Here is a 19,105-nt window from a genome sequence, read left to right on the forward strand (position 1 = left end):
AAACCAGGCCGCTGCCTAAACCATCGAAATGAGGGGTCCCTATTGGACGCCGATCACCCCGCTAACGGGGTCCCTTTTGCACGCCGGTCCACACTTTTGCGCGAACCGCCTACCGAGTTCCGTGGTGGAAGGATTGCCGGCTGTCACACTCTCGCGCCAAGACGCCAGAAAGGCTTCAAAATCGACTACGCTGCTCATCTAGCCCCCACGGCATTTTGCCCCGATCAATACGGCTATGCTAATGTGGAGCGTCGGAAAGAGCAAAGATTACCATGCCATAACAGAAACAAGTTGCTCCGATCGGGCGTTGCGCGGCACTCCGGCAGAGTCACACGGACGAAATCGCGTCGTTTGTTTACTGTGCCCGATCTTGACCGGGCCAATTTTTTGAAATTTTTCAGTCGGACACGAGGCCGCTTTTCTAACAACGCGGGGTAGATGCGATTTTACCCCACCCCCCCACCGGGGCACCCCCCTCATGGGATCAGGCAGAAACGGCAAGCCCCCTCCCCAACGGGGCAAACAGCAAAAGCGCGCCAGTGGGGGAACCGGGTGGAGATTTCAAGGCTGCCGAGTGGGGATGTGGTGGGGTGACTTTCATCACCCCGTTTTCAAACGCATCTAGGTCTTTGAAAAGACTGGAGCGGGCGAAGGGATTCGAACCCTCGACCCCAACCTTGGCAAGGTTGTGCTCTACCCCTGAGCTACGCCCGCTCGAACGCATGCGGAGGCTTGCTCCGCCAGAGGTCGCGGCTGCTAGCATGAGCACGGCGAAAAGCGCAAGCGGATTCGCGATTGGGGTTGGACGCGGCGCGCCGAGTTCCCATATGTACGCCCGAAACCAAACCGTTGTGAAAAAGGGGCACGCATCTTGGCCACACTCAGCACCCCCGAATCCGAACGCGCTTCGATCGAAGCCTTCAAGCGCGATGTGATCGAGCCTTCGATGGGGGCACTCGTTATCCTCGATTTCCATGCGGACTGGTGCGGGCCGTGCAAACAGTTGGCGCCCGTGCTGGAAAAGGTCGCCGCCGACTATGCGGCGCGCGGCGTGAAGCTGGCGAAGATCGATGTCGACAAGAACCCGATGATCGCATCGCAATTCCGCGTGCAATCGATTCCCACTGTTTATGCCATTTTCCAGGGCCAGCCCGTTGCGGACCTGACGCCCGCGCGGACCGAGCGCGAACTTTCCGCCTTCCTCGACCAGATTCTGGCGCAGCTGCCGATAGGCGCCGCCGACGGCCACGACCAGTCGCTCACCGCCTACGCCGAGGCTGCCGCCACTGCACTCGACGCGGGCGACTTCGCGCAGGCCGAGCAACTTTACACGATGCTGCGCACGGAAGAGCCGGAACAGGAGGCGCACGCGATCGGCCTTGCGCGCGCGCTTTCCGGGCTGGACCGGATCGACGAGGCCGAAGCGGCGCTCGCCGGCCTTGCCGCAGACAGCAAGGCGCCGGGGCTGGCGCAGGTGCGCGCCGCGATCGAGATGGCGAAGAAGCGCGTACCGGCCGCCGAAGTCGCCGCGCTGGACGCTGCGCTGGCCGCGAACCCGGACGACCACGCGAAGCGGCTGGAGCTTGCCGCTGCGCTGGCCGCGAACGGCGAGCGGGATACGGCCGCAGAGCACCTGTTCGAGGTGATGCGCCGCGAACCCGGCTGGAACGAGAATGCGGCGCGCGCGCAGCTGCTGAAGCTATTCGAGGCGATCGGCCTTGAAGACCCATGGGTGAACGCGGCCCGCCGCAAGCTTTCGGCGCTGCTGTTTTCGTGAGCGGTTTCGGGGTCAGCGCGCTGCCGGACGTGATCCCGGTGTTTCCGCTGGAAAACGCGATCGTGCTGCCGCGCGGCCAGCTGCCCCTGAACATTTTCGAACCGCGCTACCTCGCGATGGTGAAGGCGGCGATGGGCGGCGAGCGGTTGATCGGCATGATCCAGCCCAAGGAAGACGGCAGCCTGTTCGATGTCGGCGGGCTCGGCCGGATCACGCAGTTCACCGATCCTGAAAACGGCCGCCTGCTGATCGTGCTGACCGGCGTGACGCGCTTCCGCATTGCCGAGGAACTCGATGCGGAAACGCCCTACCGGCAGGTGCGCGCGGACTACAGCGGTTTCGCCGGGGATTTCCAGCCGCCGGAGCCGATGGCGGCGGTGCTGCGATCCGACCTTGAAACAACGCTGCGCGACTATCTGGAAACCCAGAACCTGTCCGCCGACTGGGAAGCGGTTTCGGGCGCGGATGACGAATCGCTCGTCAACACGCTGTCTTCCGTCTGTCCGTTCGACGTGGCGGAGAAGCAGGCGCTGCTGGAGGCGAAAACGGTGCCGATCCGCGCCGCGACACTCCGCGCGCTGATGACGCTGGCACAGAGCGGCGTCGAGAACGGATCGGGACTGGTGCATTGAGCCGCGAAGTCGATCCGCGCCTGCTCGCGATTCTCGTCTGTCCGCTCACGAAAGCGCCGCTCAGCTATGATCGCGCGCGCGGGGAGCTTGTCAGCAAGGCGGCGGGGCTCGCCTATCCGGTGCGCGACGGCGTGCCCGTGATGGTGATCGAGGACGCCCGCGAACTGGGCGAGGACGCCTGACACCCCCGGGCCCGGCGCCGAGGCGCTATTCTTTCGGCGGCAGGCCGAGCGCGATGCGTTCGATGCGGTCTGCGACCTTGCCGGCGCCGACATCCTTTCCGATGCCGTTGGCGATGACGGAGACGGTGATACGGTCTTTCGGGAACTCGTTCAGCGAGGAACTGAAGCCGAATATGCCGCCGCCGTGGCCGATGCGCTGGTGCCCGTCCACATCCGCGACGAACAGCGCATAGCCGTATTCAAACGGGCCGAACCCCTCCATCTTGGGAACCGCCGTGCTGCTGTTCTTCCCGCTATTGAGCCTGCCCGGCGCAATCATCGCCTTGAAGGACGCGGGTTTCAGAAGCGTGCCGCCGAACAGCGCCGCGTTCCAGCGCACCAGATCGCTCGCCGACGACCGCATGGCGCCGGCAGCGCCCGGCACGGTCATCGAAATGAACGCCGCATTCTTGAACTGGTTGGGGCCTGTCGCGTCATACCCCGAGACGCGGCCGGGCAGGATCACGCTTTCATCGTCAAGCGCCGTTTTCTGCATGCCGAGCGGGCCGAAAAAGCGATCCTGAAAAACAGTCGCGAGCGGCTTGGCTTCCGCCTTTTCGATGACGCCGCCGAGAAGGAAATAGGCGGTGTTGCTGTAGTGCCAGCCTGTGCCGGGTTCGAAATCCTGCAGCTTCGGCATCTTCGCGAAATGCGCGACCCATTCGTCGGTCGTGCGCTTCAGACCGGCTTCCTGAAGAAAACTCGGATCATCGGTGTAGCTGTGGATGCCGGAGGTGTGATGCAGCATCTGCTTCAGCGTGACATCGGCGGCGCGGGGGAAATCCGGATAATATTTCGAGAGCGTGTCGTCGAGCGAGAGCTTGCCCTCTTCCTGGAGCTTCAGAAGCGCAACCGCCGTGAACTGCTTGGTGACCGAGCCGATGCGGAAAATGCTGTCGTTGGTGACCGGGACGTTCAGTTCGAGATCGGCGGAACCGTAGCTCTTCACCAGAACAGATGCGCCGTCCTTGTAAACGGCAACCTGGAGCCCGGGGCTTTCGCCGGCCGCAACGGCATCGGCGGCCACCTTGTCGATGGCAGCCGCGAGCGCGCCTTTATCCGCAGCAAGCGCGGTGCCGCACAGAAGCGCGCCGAGCATGGCGCCCGCCGCCACAGTCCTTATCGATCGGATCATGTCACATCTCCCCATATTGAACCTGAATTTCGGTCACGCCGCTGCGACGGCGCGCGCTTGCGGTGCTGAAAGCATCTCGTCCACGACGGCCTCGATACCCAGGCGCAGCGGATCGAAGGCGGGAAGCCCGGTTCGCGCGTGCGCATCTTCGATGGCGCGGCGCGCCGCCCGCTCATCGAGCGCCGAGGTGTTCAGGCTGACACCGACAAAGCGCGCGGCCGGATTCGTGCGGCGCGCGTGCGGCAAATAGGCCGCGATCGCATCCTCGATGGACGGCAACGGATAATCGGGGAAAAAACTCGTAACGCTGCGACCCGGATCGTGACACAGCACGAGCGCATCGGGCTGGCTGCCGTGCAGAAGCCCGAGCGTGACGCCCGCATATGCGGGATGGAACAGCGCACCCTGACCTTCGATCACATCCCAGTGATCGGGCGCGGCATCGGGAGACAGCGCCTCCGCAGCGCCCGCGATGAAATCGGCGACGACGGCATCGATCGCGATGCCGCTGCCCGAGATCATGATGCCGGTCTGCCCGGTCGCGCGGAACGTCGCATCGATGCCCCGGGCGCGCATCGCCTTCGTCAGCGCCAGTGCCGTGTACTTCTTGCCGAGCGCGCAGTCCGTCCCCACCATCAGTGCACGCTTTCCGGTGCGTTTGCGACCGGTGGCGATGGGGAGGGCGGTTTTGGTGTGACGCACATCATGCAGCCTGCGCCCCAGCCGCGCCGCCGCTTCGGCGAGAGCCGGGATCGTTTCCAGCCGCACATGCAGGCCGCTCACGATATCCAGCCCCGCCTCCAGCGCCGCCAGCAGCGACGCGTGCCATGCCTCGGGCAACTGGCCGCCGACGGGGGCCACGCCGATCAGCAGCGACCGCGCGCCGCGTGCTGCGGCTTCGGAGGGTGAAAGGTCCGGAAGACCGATATCGAGCGTGGATTGTGTCAGCCGCAACTGGCCGACACAATCCTCACGCGCCCAGTCCCTGAGCCCGAGCGCCGTCTTGGCGAGCGTCGGGTTTTCCGTATCCGCCAGGAACAGCAGATAGGGCTTTGCGATATCGGTCACCCGGATTTCCCCCGTCCGAAGGCTGAACGGCCCCGGCTTCAGTACTTGAAGCCGAGACGCATACCGAGCGTGCGCGGCTGCACGATCGTACCCCGGCCGAGGAAGCCCAGGCTGCCGCCGCTCGAATAGCTCGACAGCCCCTGCGAATCGGCAAGGTTGCGGGCGAATGCCTCCACCGAGATCTGACCGAACCGTGCGCCGAGCCTGAGGTCGATCGTATTGTAATCCGGAATCCGCGCATGGTTCGTCGTGGCGGGTGCTGTCGAGAAGTCGGAGTAGCGCTGGCCGACATACGTCCACGTCACACCTGCCGACAGCGTCGAGGCCTCTCCAAGATCATGCACGTAATCGATCGACACCGCGTTCTGGAATTCCGGCACGTAAGGCAGGCGCTGGCCCGCCAGTCCGCCGAACGCCGGTGCATCCTGGGTGAGACGGGAATGCGTGTAGCCGCCCGACACCGAGAACGTGAGCGGCTTCACCGGATTTACACTCAGCGTGTATTCCAGGCCTTCGCTGCGCGCGCTGCCGCCGTTGCCCTGAACGCCGAAGACCTGTCCGTTCGTTTCCGACACGAAGTCCGTGATCAGCTGCACGTCGGTCCAATTGATGCGGTAGATCGCGACATCGAAGGTGAACACGCGGTCGGCGGTCGATCCCTTGATGCCGAGTTCGTAGTTCGTGGTGTTGTCCGAATTGTAGAATGTCGGAAAATCCGCCGGCGCGCCGGGGACGATGAGCACCGGACCGCCGGGGCGGTAGCCGGTCGCGAGGCGTGCATAAACCGAGATGTCGCGGTTCAGCAGAATGCGCGGCGCGATCGAATAGGTGAACTTGTTCTCGGTCGTGCGGATTTCAGGATTCACGATAGGGTCGGGACCACCGCTGCCGATGAGACCGGCATCGCTCGTAACCTGCGAACGCTGCTTGTTACGCGAATAGCGACCGCCCACCGACACTTCGAAACTTTCACCGAACTTGAGCGTGGCTTCACCGAAACCCGCATATTCCTTGTAACGGGCGGGAAGCGAACTGCCGCCGAACGGAAGCGGGACATCCAGAATGACCGACTCGTCGCTTTCCCGCACGGCGTCGTAATACTGGTCGAAGGTGATGTCCTCGTTGGTGTAGAACGCGCCGATCTGCCAGTTGAACTGCATGAAACCGGCATCGACATCCTGGTTCGAAGCAAGCCGGATTTCTTCGTTGAACTTCTTGAAGCTGTCTTCCTGACGCCCCCAGACCGCGATCGGCTCTCCGTAGACCGGGGAGAAGGCCATTGCGGCGGTAACGCCCGGCGCCAGCAGCAGGTTGGAAATGTCGCTGCGGTAGAACGATTTGTATTTGCTGTAGCTGGTCGATGAGAACAGGCTGACGGCGCCGAAATCATAATTGATGACGCCGTTGTAATATTGGAAGCGGCGGAGCGAACTTTCCGGCGCGTAGGTGTTCAGGATGGGCTCGCCGCCATTCGCGACCTTCGACGCCACGGACGGCTGCGCATTCAATCCGCCGACGAGTTCAACCGACCCGCTGCCGCCGGCCTCGCTGCGCTGCAGAGAGGCCGTGAGGCGCACGCTGAGGTTTTCCGTCGGTTCGAGCAGAAGCTGCCCGCGCACGCTATACTGTTCGCCGCCGTTCACATCCGTTTCGCCGCGGACGGGGTTGTCGATATAGCCGGCGACGTCCTGGTAGGTGCCCGTGACGCGCAGTGCCGCGATCTCGCCGATCGGCACGTTGACCGCACCCTGCGCGATCCATCCGGTTTCGCCGTGACGTACCGAATCAAATCCCGCCTGCCCGCGCGCCTCGAAGACGCCGAGCTGGGGCTTGTTGGTGATGTAATGCAGCAGCCCGCCCTGCGCGGTGGCGCCGTACAGCGTGCCCTGCGGGCCGCGCAGCACTTCGACGCGATCAAGGTCGAACGCAAGAAGGTCGGCGGTGAGCAGCGCTCCGTTGAACAGGGACGAGGCCGAGGAAACCACGACATCATCCACCATCGTCGCAACCGATGCGCCCGATCCGCCCGCGTTCTGGCCGCGCAGCACGAGGCGCGTGCCGCCGTTTCCGGTCGCCTGAATCGCGAAGCCCGGGATCTGCGAAGCGAAATCAGCAAGCTGCGTAAGGTTGCGGCGCTCCATGTCCGCGCCGCTGATCGCGCTGATGCTGAGCGGAACGTCGACAAGGCGCAGTTCGCGCTTCGTCGCGGTGACGATGATCTCGCTGCCGGTCAGTTCCACGCCCTCTCCGGTGCCGGTTTGCGCCATCGCCGGGGCGGCGGCGAGCAAGGCAACGACAGACACGGCTGAAAAATATGCGTTCTTGTGCTTAAACATTTGCGATGTCCCCCACGTTATACGACCGGGTCACGCGTCAGCGCCCGTCGCATTTGAAAATCCCATTCGGGTCAGTCCCGTCCGAAACCTACCAAATGTTTATGAGGCGTCAACGAATTGCTGTTTTGGAAACATCGAAATGCTGCGAGTGTGGCCGCAGATACACAATGGCATACCGCGATTCAGCGCGACCTGGGTTTGCGGGCGCGCTTTTTCCCGGCTGAGGCCTGGGGGTTCTGGTCCGTGGCGAGTTGATCGCCGTATCCGAGGGTGCCGGGCTGTTCGGTGCAGACCGCGATGATCTCCGTGCCGCCGGGGCTTCTGGACAGATAGGCGTGGCCCATGCGGCTGTCGATGTAGATGCTGTCGCCGGGCTCGAGTATCTCGGGCTCGTAAAACTCGCTGTGCACCTCGAGCACGCCGTCGAGCACATAAATCCATTCCTCGCCGTCGTGGCGGATCAGCGGACCGAATTCGTCAAGCGTTGCGGCGTGAACGCGGCCTTTGATCGGCACGATGCGTTTGTGGCTGAGTTCCGGCGAGACATAGAGGTAATCGTACAGGCCCGTGTTGATGCTGCGCCCCTCGCCCTTGCGCGCGACGCTGCGGCGCCCGCCGGCATAGGCGGCGGTTTGCGGCGTTTCGGTGAACAGGCTGCCGATATCCACGCCAAGTGCGTTCGTCAGCTTCGTCAGCTTGTCGTATGTCAGCCCCAGACGATCGTTTTCCATCTTCGAAAGCGCCGAAACCGAATAGCCCGTCCGCTCGCTCATCACGCTGAGGGGAATACCGGCGGCGGTTCGCAACGCCTTGATTTTCTGGCCAAGGCCGCCCTGCTCGATCATCTTACTCACCACACTGATTGACGGGCAACTATCGCAACTGCCCGCAAAGGACGCAATGTTTCCATATCAGAAAGCATGGCAAACTGAATACGCTCAGTATTGAAAGGCGAAAATGGGGCCGTATCGCGAACGCGTTACGGCAAATCGCCGCGCAGCAGTGACGGCAGATCGCCCGAGGCGCCGCGCGCCTCGGCCATGAAAAAACGCTTGAGCGGCGGCATGCGGTGGACGCCCGCGAGCCCGAGACGGCGAACCGCCGCAGCAGGACGCCCGGGAATTGCAAACAGCCTGTTGAGCACATCGGTCGCTGCCATCACCGACATGCTGTCGAAACCCCGCCAGCGCTGATAGCGCGCCAGCACCTGGGGATCGCCGGGATCGAGACCGAGCCGCACCGCCTCGGCAAGCACATCGGCAAGCGCGGCGGCATCGCGCAGCCCGAGGTTGAGGCCTTGCCCGGCGATCGGGTGCATGCCGTGCGCGCTGTCTCCCACCAAAATCAGGCGGCGGTCCGTGTAGCGGGCGGCGTGGTGGAAGCCGAGCGGGAAGGAACCGGGCTTTGCGGCCAGACGCACGCTCCCCAGAAACCCGCCCATGCGCTTTTCGACCTCGGCGACGAAGGCGCGCTCCGGCAGCGCCAGCGTGGCGGCGGCATCGCGTTCGCGCACGGTCCACACGATCGCCGAGCGCGTGCCCGGCAGCATCGGCAGAACCGCGAAGGGTCCGGCGGGATAGAAGAGTTCGAAGGCGACATTCCCGTGCGGCACCTCGTGCTCGATCATGCCGACGATCGCGGTCTGGTAATAGCGCCACGCGGCAATGCGGATGCCCGCCTCCTCGCGGATTTTCGACCGGCGCCCGTCTGCCGCAACGAGCAGCGGGGCGCTGAGCGTGCCTCCGCGCGCCAGATGCACTGTCACGCCCGCATCCCCGCGCGTGATCGTCGCGGCGGCATCGGGGGCGTGAACGTCGACAAGCGGCGATGCCGCGCCCGCAGCGATAAGCGCGGCGCGCAGGTGGCGATTTTCAAACATGTAGCCGAGGGGCTCGTCGGTTTCTGCGCCGGCGTCATCGAAATGAAGATGCAGCGGCGAGAGGCCGTCCGTCACCCGAATCTCGCGGATCGGGCAACCCTTGGGAGCAAGCTCGGTATCGAGGCCGAGCGCGGTCAGCATCCGCCACGTCGCGCTGGCGATCGCCGAGGCGCGCCCGTCGAAGCTCGCCGCAAGCGTGGTTTCAAGGTCGGCGCTGTCGATGACGGCGCAGCGGATGCCGGACGCCGCCAGCGCGAGCGCCGTCGTCATCCCTACGAGACCGCCGCCGATGATTATTGTGTCGTGGGTTTGCCGCATGCGGCGACTCTAGCCGTCACCGGCGCGCCGCGAAAGAGTGTCGATCTGCCCGCTTTTTAGGCTGCGCATATTGCGCGCCCGTTTATTAGGCAGGTTGCGAGCGAAAATCCACGGCGTTCGGTCCGTTTGCGCTTGGCATGAATTTTGAAGAGAGCCCGGTGAGACGCATTTCGCGTCTCTGCTCGCTCGGGAACCTGGATTTTTCAGGACCGTTCCTGTCGGCCGGCCTCACCGCCGGCCGACTTTTTCTTGACCCCGGCGACTTGCGGACTCACTCTTAGGCATGTTCGCGGGATGTTCTGCGAGCGGAGTAGCAGGACGGGGTCGAAAACGGGTCATGGCGCGCGGGGCAGCAGGGAAATCACCGGCAATCATGCCGCAGAGCTGGGTGGCGGCGCTGGAACGCGCGGCGATCGTGGCGGGAGGCGGGGTGCTGGTGATGCTGGCGCTGGCGCTGACGCTGGCGTTTGCGAGCTATGACAGCACGGATCCGTCGTTCAACCGCGCGACGATTGCCGCGCCGCAGAACTGGCTGGGCTACACCGGCGCTTATGTTTCGGACCTGCTGCTGCAACTCGCGGGCCTCGCCAGCCTGATGCTGGTGCCGGTCGCGGCGCTGTTCGGCGTGCGACTGATCCAGCGGCGCGGCATCGAGAGATGGCGGCGACAGCTTGCCGCAACGCTCGGCGCTGTCCTGCTCGCCGCTGCCGTGCTGGCGCTGCCGGGACGCGATTTCCTGGGCAATCTTCCGGCCGGCGCCGGAGGCATCGCCGGGCTCCTGCTCGGCGGTATTCCGGAAAGCCTGGCCGGGTTTTTGCCCCCGGACGTGAGCCGCGCCGCCGTGACGGCGCCGATCGGCATCCTGCTCGGGCTCGGTTCGCTGGCCCTGCTCTTCCACGCGCTCGGCATCAGCCGCGACGACATCGCCTCTCTGCGCGCGCGCCTTGCCGCACGCAGCAGCGAGCGTGCCGAAGCGCCGCCGCGCGCCGCGCCGCGCCAGCCCCGCCGCGAGTTGCCGCGCGACACGGAAACCGTGCCCGAAACCGCCGCCGCGCCGACGAAACGCATCGTCACGCCAGAGAAGAAAGCCGCGCCTTCGAAGCGAGAGGCCCGCGAGAAACAGTCGCGGCTGGATTTACGCGATTCCTACCAGCTGCCGCCGCTTTCGCTGCTGACGCCGCCGCCGAAGACGGCAGCCCGCAAGATCGACGCCGCAAGCCTGGAGCAGAACGCGCGTCTGCTCGAATCCGTGCTCGACGATTTCGGCGTGAAGGGAGAGATCGTCGAGGTTCGCCCCGGCCCGGTCGTCACCATGTACGAGCTGGAACCCGCCGCCGGCATCAAGGCGAGCCGCGTGATCGGCCTTGCCGACGATATCGCCCGGTCGATGTCGGCACTGTCCGCGCGGATCGCCGTGGTGCCGGGACGCAATGTGATCGGCATCGAGCTTCCCAACGTGAAGCGCGAGATGGTGTCGCTTTCAGAGATGCTGTCGTCGGACGCCTTTGAAACGCAATCCGCCGCGCTTCCCATCGTTCTGGGCAAGGATATCGCGGGCGATCCGGTCGTCGCCGATCTGTCGCCGATGCCGCATCTGCTGATCGCGGGCACCACCGGATCGGGCAAGTCCGTGGGCCTCAACGCCATGATCCTGTCGCTGCTCTACCGGCTGAGCCCGCGCGAGTGCAAAATGATCATGATCGACCCGAAGATGCTGGAGCTTTCCGTTTACGACGGCATTCCGCATCTGCTCTCCCCCGTCGTCACCGACCCGCCGAAGGCGATTCGGGCGCTCAAATGGGCGGTCGAGCAGATGGAGGAACGCTACCGGATGATGGCATCGGTCAACGTCCGCTCGGTATCCGGCTTCAACGCGCGCGTGAAGGAAGCAAGGGCGAAGGGCGAGCCCTTCGTGCGCCGCGTGCATACCGGCTACGACAGCGAAACGGGCCAGCCGATCTATGAGACCGAGACGCTGGAGTTCGACACGCTGCCGCTGATCGTGGTGATCGTCGACGAACTTGCTGACCTGATGATGACGGCGGGCAAGGAGGTCGAGTTCCTGATCCAGCGCCTGGCGCAGAAGGCGCGCGCGGCGGGCATCCACCTTATCATGGCGACGCAGCGCCCCTCCGTTGACGTCATCACCGGCGTCATCAAGGCGAACCTGCCGACGCGCATCAGCTTTTCGGTCACCTCCAAGATCGATTCGCGCACCATTCTGGGCGAGCAGGGCGCCGAACAGCTTCTGGGCAAGGGCGACATGCTCTATATGCCCGGCGGAAAGCAGATCGCGCGCGTGCACGGGCCGTTCGTATCCGACGAGGAGGTGGAGCGTGTCGCGATCCACTGGCGCGAGCAGGGCGCCCCCGAATATATCGCCGCCGTTACCGAAGAGCCCGAAGGCTCGGACGGCCAGTTCGGCCTGCCGATCGACGAGGACGATGCCGAGGCGGGCCTCTACCGCCGCGCCATACAGGTCGTCGCGGAGAGCCAGAAGGCATCGACATCCTATCTCCAGCGCCAGCTTCGCGTGGGCTACAACAATGCCGCACGCCTGATCGAGCGCATGGAAAAGGATGGCTACGTCGGCACCCCCGACCATGTCGGGCGGCGTGAAGTGCTGATCGATCCGGAGGGGAACCGGATCTGACCGCGGCGCGCCGGTTCAACATCGGTTCAAGCGCGGTGCGGCAACCTCCGCCCGAATTTGCCGCGCCTTCGCGTCGGTACTATCAGGACATGACATGAAAAAAACCGTTCTCGCTCTCGCCGCCTCGCTCGGTCTTTCAGCGCCCGCCGCCGCCTCTATCCCCGAGGTGAGCGCGCACCTTTCCGCGACGCGGACGATGACGGCGGATTTTCGGCAGACCGCCGAGAGCGGTGCGGTCGCAACGGGCAAACTCACGCTGGCGCGGCCGGGGAAGGTGCGTTTCCAGTATCAGAAAGATGTGCCGCTGCTGGTCGTGGCCGATGGGCGCAACCTCACCATGATCGATTATCAGGTCTCGCAGGTCTCGCGCTATCCGATCAAGCAGACGCCGCTTTCCGTGCTGCTCGACGCCAACACCGATCTTGCGCGTTATGCCCGCATCGTCTCGTCGACGCCCAGGGCGCTGACGGTTGAGGCGAAGGACGGGAAACACCCGGAATACGGCGTCATCACCATTTTCTTCGCGCGCGATAAAACCGCGCCCGGCGGGCTGGAGCTGAAGGGGTGGCGCGTGCTCGATGCGCAGGGAAGCACCACGCGCGTCGACCTTTCGAACGTCGCGTTCAATGTGAAGGTGGACGACAGCGCCTTCCGTTACCGCGATCCGCGCCCGCGCAGCCGCCCCGGTAGCCGATAAAACGAGATTCGGAGGCGGAACGGTCGAATTTGCCGTTCAGGCGTCGGTCCGTTCATTGAAGCGACAGCATCGGGGCCTTAAATTGTCTTCAGTCGGCTGGAGTTCGGGATTTGCCCCCTGTTGCCCGGGCCCCAAGCTGACTTGCGTGACGAGCGCAAAAAGGGCCCCCGTCTTCTTCCCGAAGGCGGGGGCCTACGCTTTTTAGAGCATCGTGCGGAATAGCGGGAACCGGTTTTCCGCAAAAAGGATGCGTCTCCCAGGCAGGCTTTGCGCACACGCGCGGGCCTTGCTAAGCCGCTTGCCATGTCTCGTCTCAAGATCGCCAGCTGGAACATCAACTCCGTCCGCATCCGCCTGCCCATCGTCGCGCAGCTGGTGAAGGACGAGGATCCCGACATCATCTGCCTGCAGGAAACCAAGGCGCAGAATGCGGACTTCCCGCTCGCCGCGATCCAGCGCCTGGGCTATCCGCACGTCATCCTGAACGGCCAGAGGATGCACCACGGCGTCGCCATTCTTTCGAAGCAGCCGCTCGTGGAGGATCGCCGGTTCGACTGGCAGGACAATGGCGAGGCGCGGCACATCGGGGTTCGGCTGCCCGGCGGCATCCTTCTGGAAAACGTCTATGTGCCCGCTGGCGGGGATATTCCCGACCGTACGCTGAACCCGAAATTCGGCCAGAAGCTGGACTTCGTGGAACGCATGACGCGCTGGTCCGAACGGCTGCGCGACCCGACGATCATCCTGGGCGATTTCAACATCGCGCCGCTGGAATGCGACGTGTGGAGCCACAAGGCGCTGCTCAACGTGGTCAGCCACACACCCGTCGAGGTGGACGCCCTTACCGGCCTGATGCAGAGCCACGACTGGGTGGACGTGGCGCGCACGCTCGTGCCCGCGCCGGAGCGGCTCTATACGTGGTGGAGCTATCGCAACAAGGACCACACGGTGAACGACCGCGGACGGCGGCTGGACCACGTGTGGGTTTCACCTGCGATGAAGGATACGCTCACCGGCTTCCGCGTGCTGGAACCCGCGCGGAGCTGGGAAAAGCCATCCGACCATATTCCGCTGATCGCCGAGTTCGCGCTTTGACAAGCGCCGCGCAAAGCGCCGAACGCGCGATCGATGCGCTGCGGCGCGGGTATGCCGTGCGGGTGACGGACGGCGAGGCGGCGATCGCGGTGCTTGCCATCGAACTCGCCGATCCCGAATCGCTGGCGGCGTTCGAGGGCGGCGGGCGGGCGAACGTGCTGCTGACGGACAAGCGCGCCGCCTTCCTCGGCCTCGGCAACCAGCTTGCGGCAGCGGGCATGCAGGCCGTGCTGATCGAACGCACGCCTTGGCTCGATCTTGATACGGCGCGCGCCGTCGCCGATCCCGTGCTCGACCTTGCAACGCCGCTGAAAGGCCCGTTTCGCAGCGCGCCGCTTGGAAGCGCCGAGCGGGCGGCACGCGCCGCGCTCAGCCTCGCCAAGCACGCCGGGCTGCTGCCGGCACTGTTCGTGATCGAAGGCGGCGCGGCGGATGATGCCGTGTCGGCGGCGGACATCGAGCATTTCGCGGAAACCGGCGCACTGAAGCTGGTCAGCCGCGCGCGCCTGCCGATCAAGGTTCACGAAAAGACAGAAATCGCCGCGTTCCGCCTGCCGGGCGGGCCGGAACATCTCGCGCTGCTGATCGGCGACCCTTACGGCACCACGCCGCTCGTCCGCCTGCACAGTTCCTGTCTCACCGGCGACCTGCTCGGCTCGCTGAAGTGCGATTGCGGGGATCAGCTCCACGCCGCGCTGCACGCCATCGCCGCGTCGGGCGGCGGCATCCTGCTCTATCTGCAGCAGGAAGGGCGGGGCATCGGCCTTATCAACAAGCTGCGCGCCTATGCGCTGCAGGACCAGGGCTTCGATACGGTGGACGCCAACCTGCGGCTCGGCTTCGAGATCGACGAGCGCGAGTTTGCGCTCGCGGCGAACATGCTGAAGGCGCTCGGCTTCGGCACGATTCGCCTGCTCACCAACAACCCCGCCAAGGTCGCCGGGCTGGAGGCTGAGGGTATCGCCGTCGCCGAGCGGCTGCCGCTGAAAGCCGGGGAAGGCGCGCACAACGAGGCGTATCTGCGCACAAAGCGCGACCGCACCGGGCACATGCTGTGAGCGCCATCCGCGTCGATACCGCCGCACGCACGCTGACGGCGTTCGGCCGGACCGTGCCGTGCCTGATCGGCAAGGCGGGCGCGACGGACGCGGCGGACAAGCGCGAAGGTGACGCCATGACGCCGCGCGGTTCCTACCCCGTTCGCGCAGTGCTGGTCCGCCCCGACGTGCTCCCCGTGCCCGGCACGCGGCTGCCGTGGCGCTGGCTGCACCCGAGCGACGGCTGGTCCGACGATGTGCGCGACCCCGCCTACAACCGCCCGGTGCGGCATCCGCATCCCTTCTCGGCAGAACACCTGTGGCGAGAGGACGGCCTCTACGACCTCATCGTCATCCTCGGCCACAACGACACGCCGCCGGTGCCCGGTATGGGCAGCGCGATCTTCCTGCACTGCACGGCGGGAAAGGCCTTCACGCAGGGCTGCGTCGCCATTGCGCGCGAGGAACTTCTGGCGATCGTGGAGCGGCTTGCACCGGGTGACGCGATCGAAATCGTCTGAGCCGCTTGTCTACGACAAGTCCCGCCGCTTCACGCCGCTGAAGCCGAGGATGAAATCGGGGCCGAAGGCGCTTGAGGGCGTGTGGAAGCCCGCCGGGACTTCGCCGCCGTGGACGCGGCGGGCGATCTCCACCGCAGTGAGCGCGGTGAGCGTGTACCCCTCCGGGGTTTCGAGCTGGCTGACGGCGCGGTTGCCCTCGGCGTCGGCTGCATGACCGACGAGCACGCTGCGCCCGCGTGCCCGCGCTGCTGCGTTGGGGCCGGGCGGCATCCTGTCGATGGCGCGGCCCGCGAGCCAGCGGCCAGGACCACTCGCGATCATCGACCGGAGGACGCCCGGCATGCCGAGCGCGCGTTCGAGCGGCGGGCTCGATTCGAAGAAAACGCGGATGTCGGGGATGCCGGTGGAATGCCACGCGGTTGAAACATCGCCCCAGCTGACGCCCACGGTGGGCTTGAGGCCGTTTCCGAAATCCGCCGTACCGCGCGGCACGTCCGGCAGTTCGATGATAGCGCCGCCTTCGCGCACGCGGGTGCCCGCCGCCATGCCTTCGAGCATCGTGCGCGTCGTGCCCCGGCTTGCCTCGTTGAGGCCGCCGATGACGAGATCGAGCGAGACCGCGCCGGGCAGGCGGCGCTTCAGGTGCGCGGCAAGGCAATCCGACGGCACGACGTCAAACCCCGCGCCGGGAAGCACGGCGATACCGGCCGCCTTTGCCTGGGCATCGCGCGCGGCGAGCGCTTCGAACACGTCGATCTCGCCGGTGATATCGATGTAATGCGCGCGCGCCGCGAGGCAGGCCTCCAGCATCGGCGCCGAGGTACGTGAAAACGGCCCGGCGAGGTGCAGCACCGTGCCGATGCCGTCCAGGTCGTCGGTGACATGACCTTTCAAATCGAAGACGCGGAAGGAAAGCCCGGTTTCGTCGGCCAGCGTTTCGACCGCCCCGCGATTCCGGCCCGCAAGAACCGGCTTCAGTCCGCGCGCCAGCGCGCGCTCCACAACCAGTCGGCCGGTGTAGCCGTTGGCGCCGTAAATCAGGATGTCCCCGCCCATGGGAAACAGCCTAATCTGTTTCGCGCGTTCCGAACAGCGCCGAACCGACACGGACATGCGTGGCGCCAAGCTGCACGGCGGTTTCGAAATCCGCCGACATGCCCATGCTGAGCCCGGTCAGCCCATTGTCGGCCGCGAGCTTGGCGAGGAGCGCGAAATAAGGGGCGGGCTCCTTTTCGGCCGGGGGCACGCACATCAGCCCGGCAAGCGGAATGTCCGCCGCGCGGGCTTCATCCATAAGCGCAGGGAGATCGTTGATGGGAACGCCCCCCTTCTGGGCCTCGCCGCCGATGTTCACCTGCACGAAGCAGGGCACGCGCCGCCCCTCCGCCGTCATCGCCTTGGCAAGCGCAGCCACGAGCGAGGACCGGTCGAGCGAATGAATGACGTCGAACAGCGCCACCGCCTCCGCCGCCTTGTTGGACTGGAGCTGGCCGACGAGGTGCAGCTCCACGCCCGGAAACGCCTCGCGAAGCGCGGACCATTTGGTCGCCGCTTCCTGCACGCGGTTCTCGCCGAATACGCGCTGGCCCGCTTCGAGCAGGGGTCGGATCTCGTCCGCGCCGAATGTCTTGGAGACGGCGACGAGCGTGACGTTGGATTCCCGGCCCGCAACCTTCGCGGCCTTTTCGATGCGGGCGTGAATGTCGGCGAGTGTCTCGGCAGCGGTCATGCGCTTCCCTATAGAGAGGGGGATGCGACGCCGCCACTCCCAGCGACTGCCCGAAATCTGGCTGTTCACCGATCCACGCATGGGCGACGCGCTGTGGGAGGCGATCCGCCGCCTGCCGCGCGGAAGCGGGATCGTGCTCAGGCACTACGGCGCGGAGGACCGCAAGGCGGTTGCCCGGCGTGCGGCGAAGCTCGCCCGGCGATATGGGCATATGCTGGTCGTTGCCGGAGACCGCCGGCTTGCGCGGGCCGTGGGCGCGGCGGGCGTGCATATGCCGGATGGTGGCCGCCCGGTGCGTGACGTCATAACGGCAGCGTCACATGATCGGGCGGGGCTGGTCCGGGCAAGGCGGGCGGGCGCAAGCCTTGTCTTCCTGTCGCCTGCGTTCCCGACACGCTCGCATCCGGGCGCCCGAACGCTCAGCCGGGTACGATTCGGGCTGACAGCACGACGAGCGGGAATCGCCGTCGCAGCGCTCGGCGGCATGAACGGCAAGCGCTATGCGCGGATGCACGCTCTGGGCGCACAGGCATGGGGCGCGATCGACGCCTGGATGTAGTTAGAAGCTGAAGGAAGTGCCCAGATAAACAGCGCCGGCTTCGCCGTCGGTGCCGAGGCGTTCGCCGCTGCGCAGCAGGTAGCGGCCCGAGGGATCGGGCTCGGACAGTTGATAGCGGACACCGCCGATGACCGAGAGGCGCGGGTTCAGCGAATAGGCGCCGCCGAGTTCGACCGTATAGCGCTTGTCGAGGCTGAGCGGGTTCACCCAGCCGTCGCCGTCGCGTTCGGCATTCAATTGAAGCGCCGTTTTCCAGCGGCTACCGCGATAGGAGAGGCCGAGATCGACACCTTCGCGTTCGTCGCTCAGCACGCTGGCGACCTTGCTGTAGCCGCCGGTGAGCGCGAAGCCGCGAAGGGCCACGGACACATCGAAGTTATAAGCTGTCGCCGCTTCGGTTTCAGCCGGACGTGCGCTTTCAGGCGCAGCCGCGCGGACGACGCGCGACGTAACGCCGAGCGCCAGAGCCTTTGTATCGCGGGTCTTGCCCGAGGGCGTGAAACGAAACGTACGTTCCTGCGAGGTTGCGCCGGCACCGCCGCGGCGGGCGCTATCGAGCATCGGCGGCGTGAACGAGCCGAGCGTTTCCGCTTTCAGCGGCGTCACCACGCCGGCTGTCGTCGTGAGCTTGCGCTTGGTGTCGGAAGGCTTCGCGGCGGCGGCCCTGTCGGCGGCGACCTTCTCGATCGGCTTCTTCGAATTCGCGGCAGCAGGAACCGCGCACAGCATCAGAGCCGCGGAAATCGCGGTCAATGCCTTTGTCGCGTGTGTCCCAAGCCGAATCATAACCCCCGCGCTTCTGTCGCATACCAATGACAACTACGTGACAGAACTACAGATTCCTCCGTACGAATCCGAGTCAAAATCGCTCGTTTGGCGGCGATCGACCGGGTTCGTTCAGACCTGTTGCAACATCTCAACAGCGAATGCAACGCGAAGAGGGGCTATGCGCCCCCGAAAGCGCTGCCTATAACGGCCGCCGAGCAAGCCTGATGGAGCGGAAATCCACGTGAAGATGAGTGTACGCATTACGGGCCTGGCAGTCGCGCTGGCCCTGCTCGCCGCCTGCGGAGGCAAGAAGGACGCGCCGCGCGCCGACCTCGCCGCCGCGACGACGACGACGATCGGCGTCAATTCCTACCTGTGGCGGGCGAGCCTCGAGACGCTGGCGTTCATGCCGATGGCGCAGGTCGATTCGAACGGCGGCGTCATCGTGACGGACTGGTACGCCAACCCCCAGGCACCCGGGGAGCGCGTGAAGGTGACCGTGTACATTCTCGACCGCGAACTGCGCGCCGACGCGCTGCGCGTCGCCGCTATCCGCCAGCAGCTGCAGGGCAGCAACTGGATCGACGCACCCGTCCGCGCCGGCACAGTGCAGAAGCTGGAGGAAACCATCCTCGCCCGCGCCCGCGACATGCGCAGGGCAGTTTATCAAGGCTAAAGGC

Annotated in this window: 18 protein-coding genes and 1 tRNA gene; 10 read left to right on the top strand and 9 right to left on the bottom strand. The window is 65.4% G+C overall.

Features of this window, described 5'->3' with window-relative positions; translation table 11 throughout:
• Nucleotides 1-639: 639 nt before the first annotated feature.
• Nucleotides 640-714, bottom strand: a tRNA-Gly gene (locus GGQ98_RS16085).
• Between the two features lie 157 nt (nt 715-871).
• On the opposite strand from GGQ98_RS16085, the gene GGQ98_RS16090 reads away from it, so the two are divergent.
• Genes GGQ98_RS16090 through GGQ98_RS16100 form a run of 3 tightly spaced genes read left to right on the top strand, consistent with a single transcriptional unit; the run spans nt 872 to nt 2,591 of the window.
• Nucleotides 872-1,777 (top strand): tetratricopeptide repeat protein, encoded by a 906-nt coding sequence (locus GGQ98_RS16090; protein WP_184071352.1) that lies wholly within the window; start codon nt 872-874, stop codon nt 1,775-1,777.
• Entirely contained in the window at nt 1,774-2,409 is a 636-nt protein-coding gene (locus tag GGQ98_RS16095; protein WP_341534241.1) for an LON peptidase substrate-binding domain-containing protein, read from the top strand. Before GGQ98_RS16090 ends, GGQ98_RS16095 begins: the two co-directional genes overlap by 4 nt.
• Nucleotides 2,406-2,591: a Trm112 family protein gene (locus GGQ98_RS16100; RefSeq protein WP_207791453.1), complete on the top strand. Its 186-nt coding sequence runs from the start codon at nt 2,406-2,408 to the stop codon at nt 2,589-2,591. Before GGQ98_RS16095 ends, GGQ98_RS16100 begins: the two co-directional genes overlap by 4 nt.
• A 25-nt stretch (nt 2,592-2,616) precedes the next feature.
• On the opposite strand, the gene GGQ98_RS16105 is transcribed toward GGQ98_RS16100, so the two are convergent.
• The 5 genes from GGQ98_RS16105 to GGQ98_RS16125 all read right to left on the bottom strand — a co-directional run bounded on the left by GGQ98_RS16105 (nt 2,617) and on the right by GGQ98_RS16125 (nt 9,366).
• Nucleotides 2,617-3,765, bottom strand: a complete 1,149-nt coding sequence (locus GGQ98_RS16105) for a serine hydrolase domain-containing protein (RefSeq protein WP_184071356.1) — start codon at nt 3,763-3,765, stop codon at nt 2,617-2,619.
• A gap of 33 nt (nt 3,766-3,798) precedes the next feature.
• Nucleotides 3,799-4,833 carry an N-acetyltransferase DgcN family protein gene (locus tag GGQ98_RS16110; RefSeq protein ID WP_341534242.1) on the bottom strand — a complete coding sequence of 345 codons (1,035 nt, stop codon included), beginning with the start codon at nt 4,831-4,833 and terminating at the stop codon, nt 3,799-3,801.
• 38 nt (nt 4,834-4,871) lie between these two features.
• Nucleotides 4,872-7,169 carry a TonB-dependent receptor gene (locus GGQ98_RS16115; RefSeq protein ID WP_184071358.1) on the bottom strand — a complete coding sequence of 766 codons (2,298 nt, stop codon included), beginning with the start codon at nt 7,167-7,169 and terminating at the stop codon, nt 4,872-4,874.
• A 182-nt stretch (nt 7,170-7,351) separates the two neighbouring features.
• On the bottom strand, nt 7,352-8,014 hold the full coding sequence (locus GGQ98_RS16120; protein ID WP_184071360.1) for a helix-turn-helix domain-containing protein: 663 nt from the start codon (nt 8,012-8,014) through the stop codon (nt 7,352-7,354).
• Nucleotides 8,015-8,148: 134 nt separating this feature from the next.
• On the bottom strand, nt 8,149-9,366 hold the full coding sequence (locus GGQ98_RS16125; RefSeq protein ID WP_184071362.1) for a UbiH/UbiF/VisC/COQ6 family ubiquinone biosynthesis hydroxylase: 1,218 nt from the start codon (nt 9,364-9,366) through the stop codon (nt 8,149-8,151).
• Nucleotides 9,367-9,703: 337 nt separating this feature from the next.
• On the opposite strand from GGQ98_RS16125, the gene GGQ98_RS16130 reads away from it, so the two are divergent.
• The 5 genes from GGQ98_RS16130 (at nt 9,704) to GGQ98_RS16150 (ending at nt 15,369) form a co-directional block, all read left to right on the top strand.
• Complete coding sequence (locus GGQ98_RS16130; protein ID WP_424141371.1) at nt 9,704-12,019, top strand: FtsK/SpoIIIE family DNA translocase; 2,316 nt, start codon at nt 9,704-9,706, stop codon at nt 12,017-12,019.
• A 94-nt stretch (nt 12,020-12,113) separates the two neighbouring features.
• On the top strand, nt 12,114-12,716 hold the full coding sequence (locus GGQ98_RS16135; protein WP_184071364.1) for a LolA family protein: 603 nt from the start codon (nt 12,114-12,116) through the stop codon (nt 12,714-12,716).
• 303 nt (nt 12,717-13,019) lie between these two features.
• A complete protein-coding gene (gene xth, locus GGQ98_RS16140; protein WP_184071366.1) occupies nt 13,020-13,811 on the top strand; it encodes an exodeoxyribonuclease III in 792 nt (263 codons plus the stop codon).
• Complete coding sequence (ribA, locus tag GGQ98_RS16145; RefSeq protein ID WP_184071368.1) at nt 13,808-14,869, top strand: GTP cyclohydrolase II; 1,062 nt, start codon at nt 13,808-13,810, stop codon at nt 14,867-14,869. Before xth ends, ribA begins: the two co-directional genes overlap by 4 nt.
• Nucleotides 14,866-15,369, top strand: coding sequence for a L,D-transpeptidase family protein (locus GGQ98_RS16150; protein ID WP_184071370.1), 504 nt, complete (start codon nt 14,866-14,868; stop codon nt 15,367-15,369). The genes ribA and GGQ98_RS16150 overlap by 4 nt, the downstream gene beginning before the upstream one ends.
• A 9-nt stretch (nt 15,370-15,378) precedes the next feature.
• On the opposite strand, the gene GGQ98_RS16155 is transcribed toward GGQ98_RS16150, so the two are convergent.
• Nucleotides 15,379-16,425, bottom strand: coding sequence for a saccharopine dehydrogenase family protein (locus tag GGQ98_RS16155; protein WP_184071372.1), 1,047 nt, complete (start codon nt 16,423-16,425; stop codon nt 15,379-15,381).
• A gap of 10 nt (nt 16,426-16,435) precedes the next feature.
• The gene (locus GGQ98_RS16160) at nt 16,436-17,098 is read right to left on the bottom strand and encodes a YggS family pyridoxal phosphate-dependent enzyme (RefSeq protein ID WP_184071374.1); all 663 of its coding nucleotides are present in this window, start codon (nt 17,096-17,098) and stop codon (nt 16,436-16,438) included.
• A gap of 22 nt (nt 17,099-17,120) precedes the next feature.
• On the opposite strand from GGQ98_RS16160, the gene GGQ98_RS16165 reads away from it, so the two are divergent.
• Nucleotides 17,121-17,657, top strand: a complete 537-nt coding sequence (locus GGQ98_RS16165; RefSeq protein ID WP_243451955.1) for a thiamine phosphate synthase — start codon at nt 17,121-17,123, stop codon at nt 17,655-17,657.
• Here the strand turns inward: GGQ98_RS16165 and GGQ98_RS16170 are convergent, their stop codons facing one another.
• Nucleotides 17,658-18,410: a porin gene (locus GGQ98_RS16170; protein ID WP_184071376.1), complete on the bottom strand. Its 753-nt coding sequence runs from the start codon at nt 18,408-18,410 to the stop codon at nt 17,658-17,660.
• A gap of 262 nt (nt 18,411-18,672) precedes the next feature.
• Here GGQ98_RS16170 and GGQ98_RS16175 point away from each other — a divergent pair, with 262 nt between their 5' ends.
• The gene (locus GGQ98_RS16175; protein WP_184071378.1) at nt 18,673-19,101 is read left to right on the top strand and encodes a DUF3576 domain-containing protein; all 429 of its coding nucleotides are present in this window, start codon (nt 18,673-18,675) and stop codon (nt 19,099-19,101) included.
• The last annotated feature ends 4 nt before the right edge of the window (nt 19,102-19,105 follow it).

This window comes from Sphingosinicella soli, assembly GCF_014199685.1.
GTDB lineage: Bacteria > Pseudomonadota > Alphaproteobacteria > Sphingomonadales > Sphingomonadaceae > Sphingosinicella > Sphingosinicella soli.

Bases quoted from the DNA above. Each gene is read 5' to 3' on its own strand.
- GGQ98_RS16115 (WP_184071358.1), bottom strand. From the start codon at position 7,169: ATGTTTAAGCACAAGAACGCATATTTTTCAGCCGTGTCTGTCGTTGCC.
- GGQ98_RS16135 (WP_184071364.1), top strand. From the start codon at position 12,114: ATGAAAAAAACCGTTCTCGCTCTCGCCGCCTCGCTCGGTCTTTCAGCG.
- GGQ98_RS16130 (WP_424141371.1), top strand. From the start codon at position 9,704: ATGGCGCGCGGGGCAGCAGGGAAATCACCGGCAATCATGCCGCAGAGC.
- GGQ98_RS16165 (WP_243451955.1), top strand. From the start codon at position 17,121: ATGCGACGCCGCCACTCCCAGCGACTGCCCGAAATCTGGCTGTTCACC.
- GGQ98_RS16175 (WP_184071378.1), top strand. From the start codon at position 18,673: ATGAGTGTACGCATTACGGGCCTGGCAGTCGCGCTGGCCCTGCTCGCC.
- xth (WP_184071366.1), top strand. From the start codon at position 13,020: ATGTCTCGTCTCAAGATCGCCAGCTGGAACATCAACTCCGTCCGCATC.
- GGQ98_RS16120 (WP_184071360.1), bottom strand. From the start codon at position 8,014: ATGATCGAGCAGGGCGGCCTTGGCCAGAAAATCAAGGCGTTGCGAACC.
- GGQ98_RS16160 (WP_184071374.1), bottom strand. From the start codon at position 17,098: ATGACCGCTGCCGAGACACTCGCCGACATTCACGCCCGCATCGAAAAG.
- GGQ98_RS16105 (WP_184071356.1), bottom strand. From the start codon at position 3,765: ATGATCCGATCGATAAGGACTGTGGCGGCGGGCGCCATGCTCGGCGCG.
- GGQ98_RS16155 (WP_184071372.1), bottom strand. From the start codon at position 16,425: ATGGGCGGGGACATCCTGATTTACGGCGCCAACGGCTACACCGGCCGA.
- GGQ98_RS16125 (WP_184071362.1), bottom strand. From the start codon at position 9,366: ATGCGGCAAACCCACGACACAATAATCATCGGCGGCGGTCTCGTAGGG.